Here is a 14,606-nt window from a genome sequence, read left to right as displayed (position 1 = left end):
TAAGCCTTGCCTACACCTTATGTGTTGGCTATGTTTCTCGACGGCCACCAAGCGGCTACGGACCGTGACAAGCCCTGGAAGGCCACCGCAAGAGCCCGTTCGCCATCGGAAAGCGCTGTCCGAAACAGCGCCACGGAAACGCCCTCAGCCTCCGGAACGGACAACTCACCATGCCCACGGGAGCCTTGCCCGTACGAACCCTCACACCCGACCAGGCGGCGGAACTGCGCACCGCCGCCGAGACCCTGCTGCACCACTTCTCCGGCACCTCCGCCGACCTCGACCTGCTCGCCGAACTCCCCTACGCGACAGCCGCGTTGAGCGACGGCATCCGGGACGCCTGCCGCCCCGCCGGCACCCCCGACGGACTGTTCGTCCTGGCCGGCCTGGAGGTCGACGACCGCGCGCTCGGCCCGACGCCCGCCCACTGGTCGAGCGCCGGCGGCGCGGGCGTGGTGCACGACGTCGAACTGCTGCTGCTCTCCGCGGTGATGGGCGTCCCCCTCGCCTGGGAGGGCCAGCAGGAGGGCCGGTTCGTGCACGACATCGTGCCCTCGCCCGGCCACGAGGAGGAGCAGACCGGCGCCAGCAGCACCGTGCTGCTCAGCCCGCACACCGAGGACGCCTTCCACCCCGGCCGCGCCCATCTGCTGCTGCTGTCCTGCCTGCGCAACCCGGACGCGGTGGCCACCACGGCCGCGAGCGTGCGCCGGGTCCGGCTGTCCGGTGACGACTTAGGGCTGCTGTCCCGCCCGGAGCTGCCGATCCTGCCCGACGACGCCTACGCCGAGGCGCGCGGCCACGCCGGTGACCCGCAGCCCGTGCCGACGCTGTGGCAGTCGCCGGACGGCCTCACCCTGCGCTTCGACCCCGCCTACACCCCGCTGGAGCGGGCCGGCACCGCGCACCGCGCCGCCTACGAGCGGCTGACGGACGAGCTGTCCCGGGTCGCCACCGCGGTCAGCCTGGAGCCCGGCCAGGTCCTGGTCGTGGACAACGACCTCGTGGTGCACGGCCGGGTCCCCTTCACGGCCCGCTACGACGGCACGGACCGCTGGCTGAAACGTTCCTCCGTGCGCGTTCCGGGGCGTCGTACCCGCCCCCCGGCGGAACGCTTCGAACACGGCTACGGACAGAAGGTTCTGGAGGCTTACGACGCATGACCGCCACCCACGCTTCGGACACCACCCTGCGCATCCTCAGCACCAGTGACGTCGCCGGCATCGAGATCACCCTCGCCGATGTCGTCGCCGTGGTGGAGCAGGCCTACGGCACCCTGGCCGCGGGCCGCTCCGACAATCCGCGCAAGCTCACCGTGAAACCAGAGGACGGCCACTCGGTGGCGTACGCGATGCTCGGCCGGGACGGGGAGCGCGGGGTCGTCGCCGTCAAGACGTCGTACAAGTACGGCCTGCACGAGGACCGCGACAAGCAGCACTACTACACGACCCTCACCCTCTACGACGACGCCACCGGACTGCCGGTCGCGATGATGGACTGCGGCCGCGTCGGCGCCCTGCGCACCCCCGCGGTCTCCGCGCTCCTCGCCCGCGAACTGGCCGCGCCCGGCGCCCGCAGCGCGCTCGTCATCGGCACCGGCACCCAGGGCCGGCTCGCCCTGCCCTTCCTGCTGACGACCATGCCGCGGCTGGAGCGGCTGATGGTCTTCGGCACCCACCCGGACGGCATACGCGCGGTGCGCGAGCAGCTGCACGCCCACTTCCCCGGACGCGAGCCGGAGATCGTCACCGATCTGCGCGCCGCCGCCGAGGACGCCGACATCGTCCTGGCCACCGCCGGACCCCACACGCCCGCCTCCGTCGACGCCGACTGGCTCAAGCCCGCCGCGCTGTCCGTGCTCGTCGGCTACGGCATCGCACCGTCCACCCTGCACCGCGCCGACCGGGTGATCGCCACCAGCGCCGCCCAGATGCGGGTCACCGGCACCGACATGGCCGACGACAGCGGCGAACTGCGCGACGTGGATGCCGAGTTCCCCGACGTGCTCGCCGGCCGGGCGGCCGGGCGCACCGATCCCGGGCAGCGGATCTTCGCCTACAACAGCGGGCTGGTCGTCACCGACATCGCGCTCGGCCACCGCTTCGCCGAACTCGCCCTCGCCCAGGGGCTCGGCACGGTGGTGCCGCTGTGGCAGTGACCGCAGTGACCGCTCCCGCCGTGCCCTCGCTGCCCGCCCGGCAGGCACCCGAGACGCGGGCACTGCTCGCCGCCGGGCCGCTGCTGCACGAGCTGAGCCATGGCCTCGGCGGGCCGTACCACGTGCTGTTCCCCGGCCCCTTCGACGCCAACGCGGCCGCCTTCCGGGACGCGTTCGCCGAGGCGGGCGTCGCCGGGCGGGTCTACTACGCCAAGAAGGCCAACAAGGCCGCTCTGTACACCGAGCGGGCCGCCGTGCTGGGCCTCGGCGTCGACGTGGCCAGCCTCGGGGAGCTGCGCGAGACCCTGGCCTGCGGGGTGCCCGCGCCCGACGTGGTGGTGACCGGGCCCGCCAAGGCGGACGACCTGCTGCGGGTCGCCGTGCTCCAGGGCGCGCTCGTCGCCGTCGACGCCCTCGACGAGCTGGACCGGATCGCCCACGCGGCGGCCGGACTGGGCCGCACCGCGCGGGTGTTGCTGCGGCGGCTGCCGCCCGCCCAGCCGCACAGCCGGTTCGGCATGGACGCGGAGGAACTGGAGGCCGCGCTGCGCCGCTGCGCCGACGCGCCGCTGGTACTGGAGGGCTTCAGCTTCCATCTGTCCGGCTACGACCTCCCGGCGCGCGCCGACCTCGCCGGGGAACTGGTGCGGCTGTGCCGGCACGCCCGCACCCTGGGGCTGCGCGCCGACCGGATCAGCATCGGCGGCGGCTTCCCGGTCGACTACGCCGACGGCGACGACTGGCGCCGGTTCACCGAGGAGCAGCGGCCCGAGCACTACCACGCGCGCAAGACCTTCTCCGGTGGCTTCTACCCGTACCACTCCCCCGTCGCCGGGGCCGGCGCGCTGCGCGCGATCCTCGCGGCGGTGCCCGCCGGTGAGGCCGACCCGCTGGCCGCGCTGCTGCGCGCGGCCGGGGTGACGCTGCTGGTGGAGCCGGGCCGGGCACTGCTGGACCAGGCCGGGTGCACGGTCTTCCGGATCCAGGGCGTCAAGGAGCGCGACGGGTACGCGATCCTCACCGTGGACGGCAGCAGCCTCAGCCTGTCCGAGCAGTGGTTCGAGAGCGAGTTCCTGCCGGACCCGGTGCTGGTGCCGCGCGTGCCGTCCCCCGAGGGCACCCACGAGGCCTGCGTCGGCGCCGCGACCTGCCTGGAGTCCGACATGCTCACCTGGCGGCGGGTGCCGTTCCCGCACCGGCCGGCCGTGGGCGACCTGCTGGTCTACCTCAACACGGCGGGCTACCAGATGGACTCCAACGAGTCGCCCTTCCACGAGCTGCCGCTGCCGCCGAAGGTCGTCGTCGAACCCGCCCCCGGCTCCGCCGATCCCGCCGCCCGTCCCCGCTGGCGTCTCGACCGCCACCCGTAGGGAGTTCCCACCATGGACCACACCCTGGACCGCGCCCCCGGCCATGCCCTGGACCGCGCCCCGGAGTCCACGCCCGCCGCCGCCCCCGTCCATACCCCCGGCTACGCCCTCCACCGTCCGCCGATCGTCCGCCGGGTCACCGAACTCATCGGCGCCACGCCCCTGTTCGAGCTGTGCCGCACCCAGGACGGCAGCCGGCTGCTGCTGAAACTGGAGCAGTTCAATCCCACCGGCACCGCGAAGATACGCATGGCCCGGCAGATGGTCCTCGACGCGGAGGAGCGCGGGCTGCTGCCCCCCGGCGGCCGGATCGTCGAGTCGACCTCCGGGAACACCGGGCTGGGCCTCGCCGTGGTCGCCGCCGAGCGCGGCTACACCTTCACCGCCGTCGTCGACCACCACGCCGCCGCCGACAAGCTGCGCGCGATGAAGGCGCTGGGCGCCGAACTCGTCTACGTCGCCGACGAGGGCGACGAGGAGCTGGCCACCGCCGCCCGGGAGGAGTTCGCCGAGAGGCTGGCCGCCGAGTCGCCGGGCGCCTACTTCACCGAGCAGCACAACAACCCGGCCAACGGCGACGGTTACCGGCCCGTCGCCCATGAGCTGCACGCCGCCCTGGACGGCCGTATCGACGTCCTGATCGGCGCCGTCGGCACCGGCGGCGGCCTGTTCGGGACCGGCGGCGAGCTGCGCAGGACGGTGCCCGGGGTGCGGATCGTCGGGGTCGAGCCGAAGGGGTCGATCGCGTTCGGGCCGCCGGCGCACGACTACTACCAGTCCGGCACCGGCACCCCCGAGGGCGCCGCCATCGGCGCGATGGTCGACTACGACCTGCTCGACGAGGGGGTCAAGGTCGGTGACGTGGAGGCGTTCGCCACCTGCCGGGTCGTCGCCCGCCGCACCGGGCTGCTGATCGGCGGCTCGGCGGGCGGGGTGGTGTACGAGGCGCTGGCCCGGCTCTCCTCACAGCCGCCGGGAACGACTATGGTCGCGCTCGTCAACGACGGCGGGGAGAAGTACCTGGACACGGTGTTCGACGACGACTGGATGGCCGCGCGCGACCTCGTCGACCGCGATGTGGAGCGCGAGGTCGACGCGCTGCTGACCAAACTCCGCCACGCCTGACCCGCCCACGCCCGCCGCCACGCCCGACGCCGCCACACTCGACTCCCCCACGACCAGAGGAAGTTCGCGGAGATCCGATGCCTCCCGCCCTGACCCGTCTGCTCACCGACAGCCGCGCCCTCGCCACGCTGGCGGTGCCGCTCGCGCTGACCCAGCTCGCGCAGGTCGCGCTGACCACCACCGACACCGTCATGATGGGCCTGATCGGCACCGAGGCCCTGGCGGCCGGCGGTCTGGCGATGGTGATCTTCAATCAGCTGCGCACCATGGGCGTCGGTCTGGTGACCGCCGTCGGCAACCAGGTCGCCGCGGCGGACGCGCGCGGCGAGCAGGACGGCTCCGAGGCGGCGCGGGAGGACGTCCGCGACCTGGTCCGGGCGAGCCTGCTGCTGTCCACCCTGGCCGGGCTCGCCGGTGCCGTCCTGATGATCCTGATCGGGCACGCCGTGGTCTGGCTCGGTCAGGACCCGGACGTGGTCGACGCGGCGAAGCCGGTGCTCTACGCGATGGCGCCGGGGCTGCTGCCCTGCCTGTGGTTCCAGGCGATCCGGCAGTTCACCGTCGGCATGCGCCGCCCGCAGGCGCTGCTGCGCATCACGATCGCCTCGATCGCCGTCAACGCGGGTCTGAACTGGGTGTTCATCCACGGCACCTGGTTCTTCCCGAAGCTCGGCCTGCCCGGCATCGGCCTGGCCACGACCTCGGTGTACGCCCTGTCGTTCCTGGCCCTCTACCTGTCGGCCCGGCGCGATCCGCAGCTCGCGCCGGTGCTGTCGCTGAGCATCTGGAAGACCCGCCCGGCGACGCTGCGCCGGCTGACCGCGCTCGGTACGCCGATCGCCGCGACGTACGGCTCGGAGGCGGGGTTCTTCTCCGTCGTCGCGCTGCTGGTGGGCAGCTTCGGGCCGGCCGCGCTGGCCGCCCACACGGCCGTCAACCAGCTGGTCTACATCGTGTTCCAGATCGCCGTCGGCCTCTCGCACGCGGCGTCGATCGGCGTCAGCCGCGAACTGGCCCTCGGCAACACGGCGGCGGCGCGGCGGCTCCAGCACACCGCGCTGGCGTGCGCGGCGGGGGTGATGGCGGTGGTCGGACTCGTCTACCTGACCGTGCCGAAGCTGGTGCTGGCCCCGTTCTTCGAGTCCGGCGAGGTGCGGGCGGTGGACATCGCGACGCAGCTGCTGCTGGTGGCGGCGGTGCTCCAGTTCTTCGACTGCGCGCAGAACATCGGGGTGGGGCTGCTGCGCGGCCTGGACGACACCAAGGGCGGCTTCCGGGTCACCCTGGTCGGCTACTGGCTGGTCGGGCTGCCCGCCGCCGCGCTGCTGGGCTTCGCGGCGGGCCTGGACACCCTCGGCGTCTGGCTCGGTCTGCTCACCGGGCTCGCCACCACCGCGGTGCTGCTGCTGCGGCGGTTCGGGCGGGGCATCGGCCGCCTGAGCACGACCTCTGCTCCGGCGGCCGTCTGAGCCCGCGCCGAACGGTCAGGACGCGACCAGGGTGACGTCCTGCTGCGGCGACACGGCGTGGATGCGGGGCAGCGGCAGGCCGCCGCTGGTGTCCAGCTCCACCAGCGTCGCCTCGGCGCGGGCCGGGCCCGCGACGAGCGTGTCGCCCAGCGTCCGGGCGGTGTTGACCCACGGGCGCAGCGTGCCGTCGCAGACCGCACGCGTGCCGCCGATGCCGTGCCGCACCGTCTTCCCCGGCGACGACTGCTCGAGCGAGGAACTGACGAACACCGGGCCGCCGCCGGTGCAGCGGTAGGTGCCGGACAGCGTGACGGTGCCGTCGGCGGCGATTTGCGCCAACGGGTCGACGGTGACCGTCTCGGACGGCTCGGCGACCGCCGGCGTGACACCGGCACCGGCGACCAGCGCCAGGCTCGCGGCGGCGGCCACTGCGAGAAGCGGGCGAACAGACATCGGAAACCTCCTGTGATGGGACTTCCACAGGTACCGGCCCCACGCCCCCACCGGTGTGATCGTCACTCTTTCGGTGGCGCGTCACGGTCTCGGTCACGGCCCCGGAGCACGGTCGCAGAGCACGGCCTCCGAGCAAGGTCGCACAGCACGGCCCCGGAGCACGGTCTCAGGGCAGCACCGCGAAACCGTCCAGCTCGACCAGGGCCTCGGTGTCCCAGAGGCGGGACACCTCGACGACCGCCATGGCCGGGTAGTCACGGCCCGCCGCGTCGCGCCAGATGCGGCCGAGTTCGGGGGCGTGGGCGCGGTAGGCGGTGAGGTCGGTGGTGTAGACGGTGACGCGGGCGAGGTCGGCGGGGGTGCCGCCGGCCGCGTGCAGGGCGGTGAGGAGGTTGCCGAGCGCCCGCTCGAACTGTGCGGGCAGGGTCTCGCCGGTGATCTTGCCGTCGGGGTCGAGGGCGGTCTGGCCGGCCAGGAAGACCAGCCGGGTGCCGGTGGCGACGGCGGCGTGCGAGAAGCCGGTGGGCGGGGAGAGGTCGGGCGGGTTGACGCGTTCGGCGGTCACGGGGCCTCCCGGTACAGCTCCTTGTACAGCTCCTTGGCGATGATGCCGCGCTGGATCTCGCTCGCCCCCTCGTAGATGCGGGGCGCGCGCACCTCGCGGTAGAGGTGTTCGAGCAGGTGGCCGCGGCGCAGGGCGCGCGCCCCGTGCAGCTGGACGGCGCGGTCGACGACGTACTGCGCGGTCTCGGTGGCGAGGAGTTTCGCCATCGCGGCGCGCCGGGGCACGTCCGCGGCGCCCGCGTCGTACGCGGTGGCCGCCGCGTACACCATGAGCCGGGCCGCCTCGATGCGCAGGGCCATCTCCGCGACCTGGTGGGCGACCGTCTGCTGGGCGCTGAGCGGGCCGCCGAAGGCCTGGCGGCGGGCGGTGTGGGCGACGGTCGCGTCGAGGGCGGCCTGGGCCATCCCGACGGCGAAGGCCCCGACGCTGGGCCGGAAGAGGTTGAGGGTGCCCATGGCGACCCGGAAGCCCCGGTCGGGCTCGCCCAGCACGTCGTCGGCGGTGACCGGTACGGCGTCGAAGTCGAGCGCTCCCAGCGGGTGCGGGGAGAGCATGTCGAGCGCGGTGCCGCTCAGTCCGGGCCGGTCGGCGGGCACCAGGAACGCGGTGACCCCTCGCGCCCCCGCGCCGGGTGTCGTCCGCGCGAAGACGGTGTAGAAGTCGGCCTCGGGCGCGTTGGAGATCCAGCACTTGCTCCCGGTGAGCCGCCAGCGGGCGCCGCCATCGGGTGCGGCGGCGAGGGCGTCCGGTGCGGGGGCGGTGAGGGGGGTGCGGGGTGGCGCGGGGACCGGGGTGTCCGCCGGACCGTCGGCGAACCGGCCGTCCGCGACGCCTACGGCGCCCGTACGGGCCTCGTGGCCGGCGGCGCGCGAAGCAGTGGCCGGAGCCGTGTCCGGGTCGGGCAGCGGGGCCGGGGCGGTGTCCGGGCCCGTGTCCGTCTCATCAGCCGGGCTCACGGGGGCGGTGCCAGTGGCCGGGACCGAGCCGGTGCCCGGATCGGTGCCAGTGGCCGGGACCGCGCAGGCGTCCGCGCGGACGCGCCGCCCGTCCGTGGCTGCCGTGCCCGCCCCCGCCACCGTGCCCGCCCCGGCCGCGCCCCGCCCGCCGGGGCGGCCGCGGCCGGTCGCCTCCGGCTCGGCCGCCAGGGTGAGCGCCGCCGCGTCCGAGCCCGCCTCCGGCTCCGTGAGGGCGAAGGCGGCGATCGCGGTGCCCCGGCGGACGGCGGGCAGCCAGCGGGCGCGCTGGGCGTCGGTGCCGTGGGCGTGGACGGGGTGGGCGCCCAGGCCCTGGAGGGCGAGCGCGGTCTCGGCCTCGGTGCAGACCCGGGCGAGCGATTCCCGCATCAGGCACAGGTCGAGCGCGCCGGAGGTGAACAGCCGGTCCAGCAGCCCGAGCCGGCCCAGTTCGGCGACGAGGGGGCGGTTGACGTGACCGGGTCCGCCCTTCTCGGCGAGCGGGCGCAGCCGTTCGGCGGCGAGGGCGCGCAGCTCGGCACACCAGGCGGTGCGGTCCGGGTCGAGTGAGAATGCGGGCACGTGCGGTCCTCCCTCTCGAAGGCTGACCCTCACCCGAACGGTATCGCGCCCCGTTGACTGCCGTCACCAAGGCGATACGCTCCAGGTGCGACCGCGACCGCGAGGCCCACCCATCCGACGCCCACCCGGCAAGGGGGCGAACCGCCATGGACCGCCCGACCCACTCGGCCCGCCCGACCCACTCGGCCCGCCCGACCCACGCGCACCGCCCGTCCGACCGGCACCCCCCGTCCGGCCCGGCCCGCCCGACCCGCTCCGCGCACGTCGACACCTTCGCCCGCGACCACCTCCCGCCGCCCGGCCAGTGGCCCGAACTCCGCTTCGACCTGCCGGAGCTGCGCCACCCCGAACGGCTCAACTGCGCCGTCGCGCTGCTGGACGGCCCTCCGGACGACCGCCCCGTCTTCCACACCCCGGACGGCCCCACCTGGACCTACGGCGATCTGCGCGCCCGCGTCGACCGCCTCGCCCACCTCCTCACCGGCGAGCTGGGCGTCGTCCCCGGCAACCGGGTGCTGCTGCGCGGCCCCACCACGCCCTGGCTGGCCGCCTGCTGGCTGGCCGTCCTGAAGGCGGGGGCGATCGCCGTGACCGTGCTGGCCCAGCAGCGCCCGCACGAGCTGGCCACGATGTGCGAGATCGCCCGGGTGCGGCACGCCCTGTGCGACATCCGCGCGGTCGACGACCTCGCCAGGGCCGCGATACCGGGCCTGCGGATCACCACGTACGGCGGCGACGGCCCGGAGGACCTGCTGAACCGGCCCACGCCCGCGACGCCGTACCCGGCCGTGGACACCGCCGCCGACGACGTGGCGCTGATCGCCTTCACCTCCGGCACCACCGGCCGCCCGAAGGGCTGCGCGCACTTCCACCGGGACGTGCTGGCCATCGCCGACACCTTCGCCCGGCACGTGCTGAAGCCGCGCCCCGACGACGTCTTCGCGGGCAGTCCGCCGCTCGGGTTCACCTTCGGCCTCGGCGGTCTCGTCGTGTTCCCGCTGCGCGCGGGCGCCAGCGCCCTCCTCCTGGAACAGGCGAACCCGGCCCGGCTGCTGCCGGCGATCGCCGAGCACCGGGTGTCGGTGCTGTTCACCGCCCCGACGGCGTACCGCGCGATGCTCACCGGCCTGGACGGCCACGACCTGTCGTCGCTGCGCCGCTGCGTCTCCGCGGGCGAGAACCTGCCGGAGGCCACCTGGCACGCCTGGCACGAGCGCACCGGGCTGCGGATCATCAACGGCATCGGCGCCACCGAGCTGCTGCACATCTTCATCTCGGCCGCCGACGAGCAGATCCGGCCCGGCACGACCGGGGTGCCGGTGCCCGGCTGGCAGGCGCGCGTGCAGGACGCGCACGGCGAGCCGGTCCCCGACGGCGAGCCCGGCCTGCTCGCCGTGCGCGGCCCGGTCGGCTGCCGCTATCTCGCCGACCCGCGGCAGACGGAATACGTCCGCGACGGCTGGAACATCACCGGCGACACCTACGTCCGCGAGAGCGACGGCTACTTCCGCTACGTCGCCCGCGCCGACGACATGATCATCTCCGCCGGGTACAACATCGCGGGCCCCGAGGTCGAGGAGGCGCTGCTGCGCCACCCCGACGTGGCCGAGGCGGCGGTCGTCGGCCGGCCCGACGAGGCGCGCGGGGCGGCCGTGGTGGCGTATGTCGTCGTCGCGGAGGGCGCCGCGCGGGACGCCGAGGCGCTGCGCGCGTTCGTCAGGAAGGAGCTGGCGCCGTACAAGTGCCCGCGCGAGATCGTCTTCCTGGACGCGCTGCCGCGCACGGCGACCGGCAAGCTCCAGCGGTTCCGCCTGCGGGCCGGAGCCGAGGACCGGGGACCGGCGGCCACCGGCACGACCTAAAATGATCAACGTGTCCGACCAGCACGCTCCCCGGTCCCTCATCGTCACGCTCTACGGGGCGTACGGCCGCTTCCTGCCCGGCCCGGTGCCCGTCGCCGAGCTGATCAGGCTGCTGGCCGCCGTCGGCGTGGACGCGCCCTCGGTGCGCTCGTCGGTCTCCCGGCTCAAACGGCGCGGCCTGCTCGTCCCCGCCCGCACCGGGCAAGGGGCCGCCGGGTACGCGCTGTCCCCGGACGCCCGCCAGCTGCTCGACGACGGCGACCGGCGGATCTACGCGGCCGTGCCGCCCGGGGACGAGGGCTGGGTGCTCGCCGTGTTCTCCGTCCCGGAGACCGAACGGCAGAAGCGGCACGTGCTGCGCTCCCGGCTGGCCGGACTGGGCTTCGGCACGGCCGCGCCCGGCGTGTGGATCGCCCCGGCCCGGCTGTACGAGGAGACCCGGCACACCCTGCAACGGCTGCGCCTGGAGGGGTACGTCGACCTCTTCCGCGGTGAGCACCTGGGCTTCGCGGCGACCGCGGAGGCGGTGGCCCGCTGGTGGGACCTGGCCGCCATCGCCAAGGAGCACGAGGCGTTCCTGGACCGGCACGCGCGGGTGCTGAGCGACTGGGAGCGGCGGTCCGACACCCCGCCCGAGGAGGCCTACCGGGACTACCTGCTCGCCCTCGACTCCTGGCGCCGGCTGCCGTACGCCGATCCGGGACTCCCGGCCCGGCTGCTGCCCGGGGACTGGCCGGGGGCGCGCTCGGCGGCCGTGTTCCGCGGGCTGCACGAGCGGCTGCGCGACGCGGGGGCGGTCTTCGCGGGCGTTCCTGTCAACTCCGCAGAGTGAGGCGGGGCTTGGGCGCGTCCGTACGCCCCGTGCGGGGCCGCCTGCTGCCCGCGCGGTAGGGCGCCGGCCAGACGACGCCCGGACCCTCGTAGCCCTGTTCGGCCGCCGCGTGCAGCGTCCAGTGCGGGTCGTACAGGTGCGGGCGGGCCAGCGCGCACAGGTCGGTCCGCCCGGCCAGGATGAGGGAGTTGACGTCGTCCCAGGAGGAGATCGCGCCGACGGCGACGACCGGGACGCGGACCTCGTGGCGGATGCGGTCGGCGAACGGGGTCTGGTAGGAGCGCCCGAACCGCGGCCGCTCGTCGGCCACCACCTGCCCGGTCGACACGTCGATCGCGTCGGCGCCGTGCGCGGCGAAGGCACGGGCGATCTCGACGGCGTCGTCGGCGGTGGTGCCGCCCTCGGCCCAGTCGGTGGCGGAGATCCGCACGGTCATGGGCCGCTCCCCGGGCCATACGGCGCGTACGGCGTCGAAGACCTCCAGCGGGAAGCGCAGCCGTCGCTCCAGGGATCCGCCGTAGGCGTCGGTGCGGCGGTTGGTGAGCGGGGAGAGGAAGCCGGAGAGCAGATAGCCGTGCCCGCAGTGCAGTTCGAGCAGGTCGAACCCGGCGCGCGCGGCCCGGCCGGCGGCGGCCGCGAACTGCTCGCGCAAGTCGGTGAGTTGGGCGCGGGTCAGCTCGCGCGGCGTCTGGCTGCCCGGTTTGTACGGCAGCGGGGAGGCGGCCACGAGCGGCCAGTTGCCGTCGGGCAGCGGCTCGTCGATGCCCTCCCACATCACCCGGGTGGAGCCCTTGCGCCCCGAGTGACCGAGCTGCACGCCGATCGCGGTGCCCGGGGCCTGGTGGTGCACGAAGTCGGTGATCCGCCGCCAGGCCTCGGTCTGCCGGCCGGTGTAGAGGCCGGCGCAGCCGGGGGTGATCCGCCCCTGCTCGCTGACGCACACCATCTCCGTCATCACCAGTCCGGCGCCGCCGAGCGCCCGTGCGCCCAGGTGGACGAGGTGGAAGTCGCCGGGGACGCCGTCGACCGCCGAGTACATGTCCATGGGCGAGACGACGACCCGGTTGCGCAGGGTCAGTCCGCGCAGCCGGAACGGGGTGAACATCGGCGGAGTGCCCGGCGGGCAGCCGAACTCGCGTTCCACGGCCCGGGTGAAGCGGGCGTCGCGCAGCCGCAGGTTGTCGTGGGTGACGCGGCGGCTGCGGGTGAGCAGGTTGAAGGCGAACTGGCGGGGCGGCTGGTCCCGGTACAGGGCCAGGTTCTCGAACCACTCCAGGCTGGCGCTGGCCGCGCGCTGGGTGGAGGCGACGACCGGCTTGCGCTCCTCCTCGTAGGCGGCGAGCGCCGTGTCCAGCGACGGCTGTTCGTCCAGGCAGGCGGCGAGGGCGAGGGCGTCCTCGACGGCGAGCTTGGTGCCGGAGCCGATGGAGAAGTGCGCGGTGTGGGCGGCGTCGCCGAGCAGCACCAGGTTGCCGGCCGACCAGTGTTCGTTGACGACCGTGCGGAACCGCGTCCAGGCCGACTTGTTCGACTGGAGCGGACGGCCGCGCAGGGCGTCGGCGAAGATCTTGGCGCAGCGGTCGACGGATTCCCGCTCGTCCATGACGTCGAAGCCGGCGGCCCGCCAGACCTCCTCGCGCATCTCGACGATCACGGTGGAGGCGTCGGGCGCGTAGGGGTAGGCGTGCAGTTGCATCACGCCGTGTTCGGTCTCGGCGATGTCGAAGCGGAACGCGTCGAGGGGGAAGTCGGCGGCGAGCCAGATGTAGCGGCAGCGGTGGGGGGTGAGGTGGGGGCGGAAGACCTGGGCGTAGGCGTCGCGGGTGGTGCTGTGGAGGCCGTCGGCCGCGATGACCAGGTCGTGGGACTCGGTGAGCCGGGCGGGGTGCGGGGCCTGGGTGCGGAAGCGCAGGTCCACGCCGAGGCTTCGGCAGCGCTCGTGCAGGATCTGCAGGAGGCGTTTCCTGCCGAGGGCGGCGAAGCCGTGGCCGCCGGAGGTGTGGCGGGTGCCGCGGTGGGTGATGTGGATGTCGTCCCAGCGGACGAAGTGGCGCTGGAGGGCTTCGTGGACGACGGGGTCGGCGTGTTCGATGCCGCCGAGGGTCTCGTCGGAGAGGACGACGCCGAAGCCGAAGGTGTCGTCGGGGGCGTTGCGTTCCCAGACCGTGACGGCGCGTCGCGGGTCCAGGCGTTTCAGCAGGGCCGCGGCGTAGAGGCCGCCGGGGCCTCCGCCGATGATCGCGATGCGCAGGGGGTGGCTCGGCGTCCCGGGCGGCTGCGGGCCGTTCGTGGTCGGTCGCGCAGTTCCCCGCGCCCCTGGGCGCGTCGTGGTCACCGTCCGCTCCATTTCGGGGGGCGCTTCTCGGTGAACGCCTTGTGGAACTCCCGGTAGTCGTCGCCGGTCATGAGGAGCGCCTGGGTCGAGGCGTCCAGTTCGACGGACGCGGCCAGGGGCATGTCCAGCTCGGCGGTGAGGAGGGCCTTGGTCTGGGCGTATGCCAGGGCGGGGCCCTCGGCGAGGCGGTGGGCGAGGGTCCGGGCGGCCTCGTCGGCGCCGCCGTCGTCGGTGAGGTGGCTGATCAGGCCGATGCGTTCGGCCTCCGCGGCCCGGACAGGTTCGCCGAGCATCAGCAGGCGGGTGGCGTGGCCGAGGCCGACGACGCGGGGCAGCAGGTAGGCGGCGCCCATGTCGCCGCCGGAGAGGCCGACGCGGGTGAAGAGGAAGGCGAAGCGGGCGGTGGGGTCGGCGACGCGGAAGTCGGCGGCGAGGGCGAGGACCGCGCCGGCGCCCGCGGCCACTCCGTGCACCGCCGCGATCACGGGGAACGGGCATTCGCGGATCGCGCGGACCACCTGGCCGGTCATGCGGTTGAAGTCGAGGAGCCGGGCGGTGTCCATGGCGAGGGTGGCGCCGATGATCTCGTCGACGTCGCCGCCGGAGCAGAAGCCGCGCCCCTCGCCGGCCAGCACCAGGGCGCGCACGGCCCGTTCCCGGGACAGCTCGGCGAGCAGGTCCCGCAGGTCGGCGTAGGCGCCGAAGGTGAGTGCGTTGAGTTTCTCGGGGCGGGCGAGGGTGACGGTGGCGACGCCGTCGGCGAGGCCGACGCGCAGATGCCGCCAGCGGGGGGTGCGGGCGGCGGAGCCGGTGAAGGGACTCATGGCGGACGGCCTCCTCGGCAGAGGGAGGGTGCCTGATGAATTTATCACCTATCCGTGACTGTCGTCATGAGTGCGCGA

12 protein-coding genes are annotated in these 14,606 nt (G+C 74.4%); 7 read left to right on the top strand and 5 right to left on the bottom strand.

The window, feature by feature from the left end:
- Window positions 1–185: 185 nt before the first annotated feature.
- From G7Z13_RS26890 to G7Z13_RS26870, 5 genes are all read left to right on the top strand, one after another.
- Entirely contained in the window at window positions 186–1,163 is a 978-nt protein-coding gene (locus G7Z13_RS26890; protein WP_346768001.1) for a TauD/TfdA family dioxygenase, read from the top strand.
- Window positions 1,160–2,158 carry an ornithine cyclodeaminase family protein gene (locus G7Z13_RS26885; protein ID WP_166002798.1) on the top strand — a complete coding sequence of 333 codons (999 nt, stop codon included), beginning with the start codon at window positions 1,160–1,162 and terminating at the stop codon, window positions 2,156–2,158. The genes G7Z13_RS26890 and G7Z13_RS26885 overlap by 4 nt, the downstream gene beginning before the upstream one ends.
- Complete coding sequence (locus G7Z13_RS26880) at window positions 2,149–3,528, top strand: alanine racemase (protein WP_166002797.1); 1,380 nt, start codon at window positions 2,149–2,151, stop codon at window positions 3,526–3,528. Before G7Z13_RS26885 ends, G7Z13_RS26880 begins: the two co-directional genes overlap by 10 nt.
- Window positions 3,529–3,540: 12 nt before the next feature.
- Window positions 3,541–4,653 carry a cysteine synthase family protein gene (locus tag G7Z13_RS26875; RefSeq protein WP_166002796.1) on the top strand — a complete coding sequence of 371 codons (1,113 nt, stop codon included), beginning with the start codon at window positions 3,541–3,543 and terminating at the stop codon, window positions 4,651–4,653.
- A gap of 77 nt (window positions 4,654–4,730) precedes the next feature.
- Window positions 4,731–6,122 (top strand): MATE family efflux transporter, encoded by a 1,392-nt coding sequence (locus G7Z13_RS26870; RefSeq protein WP_166002795.1) that lies wholly within the window; start codon window positions 4,731–4,733, stop codon window positions 6,120–6,122.
- A 15-nt stretch (window positions 6,123–6,137) separates the two neighbouring features.
- Here the strand turns inward: G7Z13_RS26870 and G7Z13_RS26865 are convergent, their stop codons facing one another.
- The 3 genes from G7Z13_RS26865 to G7Z13_RS33820 form a co-directional block, all read right to left on the bottom strand.
- Window positions 6,138–6,575 carry a DUF6299 family protein gene (locus G7Z13_RS26865; protein WP_166002794.1) on the bottom strand — a complete coding sequence of 146 codons (438 nt, stop codon included), beginning with the start codon at window positions 6,573–6,575 and terminating at the stop codon, window positions 6,138–6,140.
- Between the two features lie 166 nt (window positions 6,576–6,741).
- Window positions 6,742–7,140 (bottom strand): RidA family protein, encoded by a 399-nt coding sequence (locus G7Z13_RS26860; RefSeq protein WP_166002793.1) that lies wholly within the window; start codon window positions 7,138–7,140, stop codon window positions 6,742–6,744.
- A complete protein-coding gene (locus G7Z13_RS33820) occupies window positions 7,137–8,675 on the bottom strand; it encodes an acyl-CoA dehydrogenase family protein (protein ID WP_166002792.1) in 1,539 nt (512 codons plus the stop codon). Before G7Z13_RS33820 ends, G7Z13_RS26860 begins: the two co-directional genes overlap by 4 nt.
- Before the next feature lie 146 nt (window positions 8,676–8,821).
- Between G7Z13_RS33820 and G7Z13_RS26850 the strand changes: the two genes are divergently transcribed.
- Together G7Z13_RS26850 and G7Z13_RS26845 are read left to right on the top strand one after the other, a co-directional pair.
- The gene (locus tag G7Z13_RS26850; protein ID WP_166002791.1) at window positions 8,822–10,537 is read left to right on the top strand and encodes an AMP-binding protein; all 1,716 of its coding nucleotides are present in this window, start codon (window positions 8,822–8,824) and stop codon (window positions 10,535–10,537) included.
- A 1-nt stretch (window position 10,538) separates the two neighbouring features.
- Entirely contained in the window at window positions 10,539–11,369 is an 831-nt protein-coding gene (locus G7Z13_RS26845; protein ID WP_166002790.1) for a PaaX family transcriptional regulator C-terminal domain-containing protein, read from the top strand.
- Here G7Z13_RS26845 and G7Z13_RS26840 read toward each other — a convergent pair.
- On the bottom strand, window positions 11,353–13,716 hold the full coding sequence (locus G7Z13_RS26840) for a bifunctional salicylyl-CoA 5-hydroxylase/oxidoreductase (RefSeq protein WP_166002789.1): 2,364 nt from the start codon (window positions 13,714–13,716) through the stop codon (window positions 11,353–11,355). The genes G7Z13_RS26845 and G7Z13_RS26840 overlap by 17 nt on opposite strands.
- Window positions 13,701–14,528, bottom strand: coding sequence for an enoyl-CoA hydratase family protein (locus G7Z13_RS26835; protein WP_166002788.1), 828 nt, complete (start codon window positions 14,526–14,528; stop codon window positions 13,701–13,703). Before G7Z13_RS26835 ends, G7Z13_RS26840 begins: the two co-directional genes overlap by 16 nt.
- Between the last annotated feature and the right edge of the window lie 78 nt (window positions 14,529–14,606).

The organism is Streptomyces sp. JB150 (assembly GCF_011193355.1).
Taxonomy (GTDB): domain Bacteria; phylum Actinomycetota; class Actinomycetes; order Streptomycetales; family Streptomycetaceae; genus Streptomyces.
This window is presented reverse-complemented; position numbering and strand designations above follow the sequence as displayed.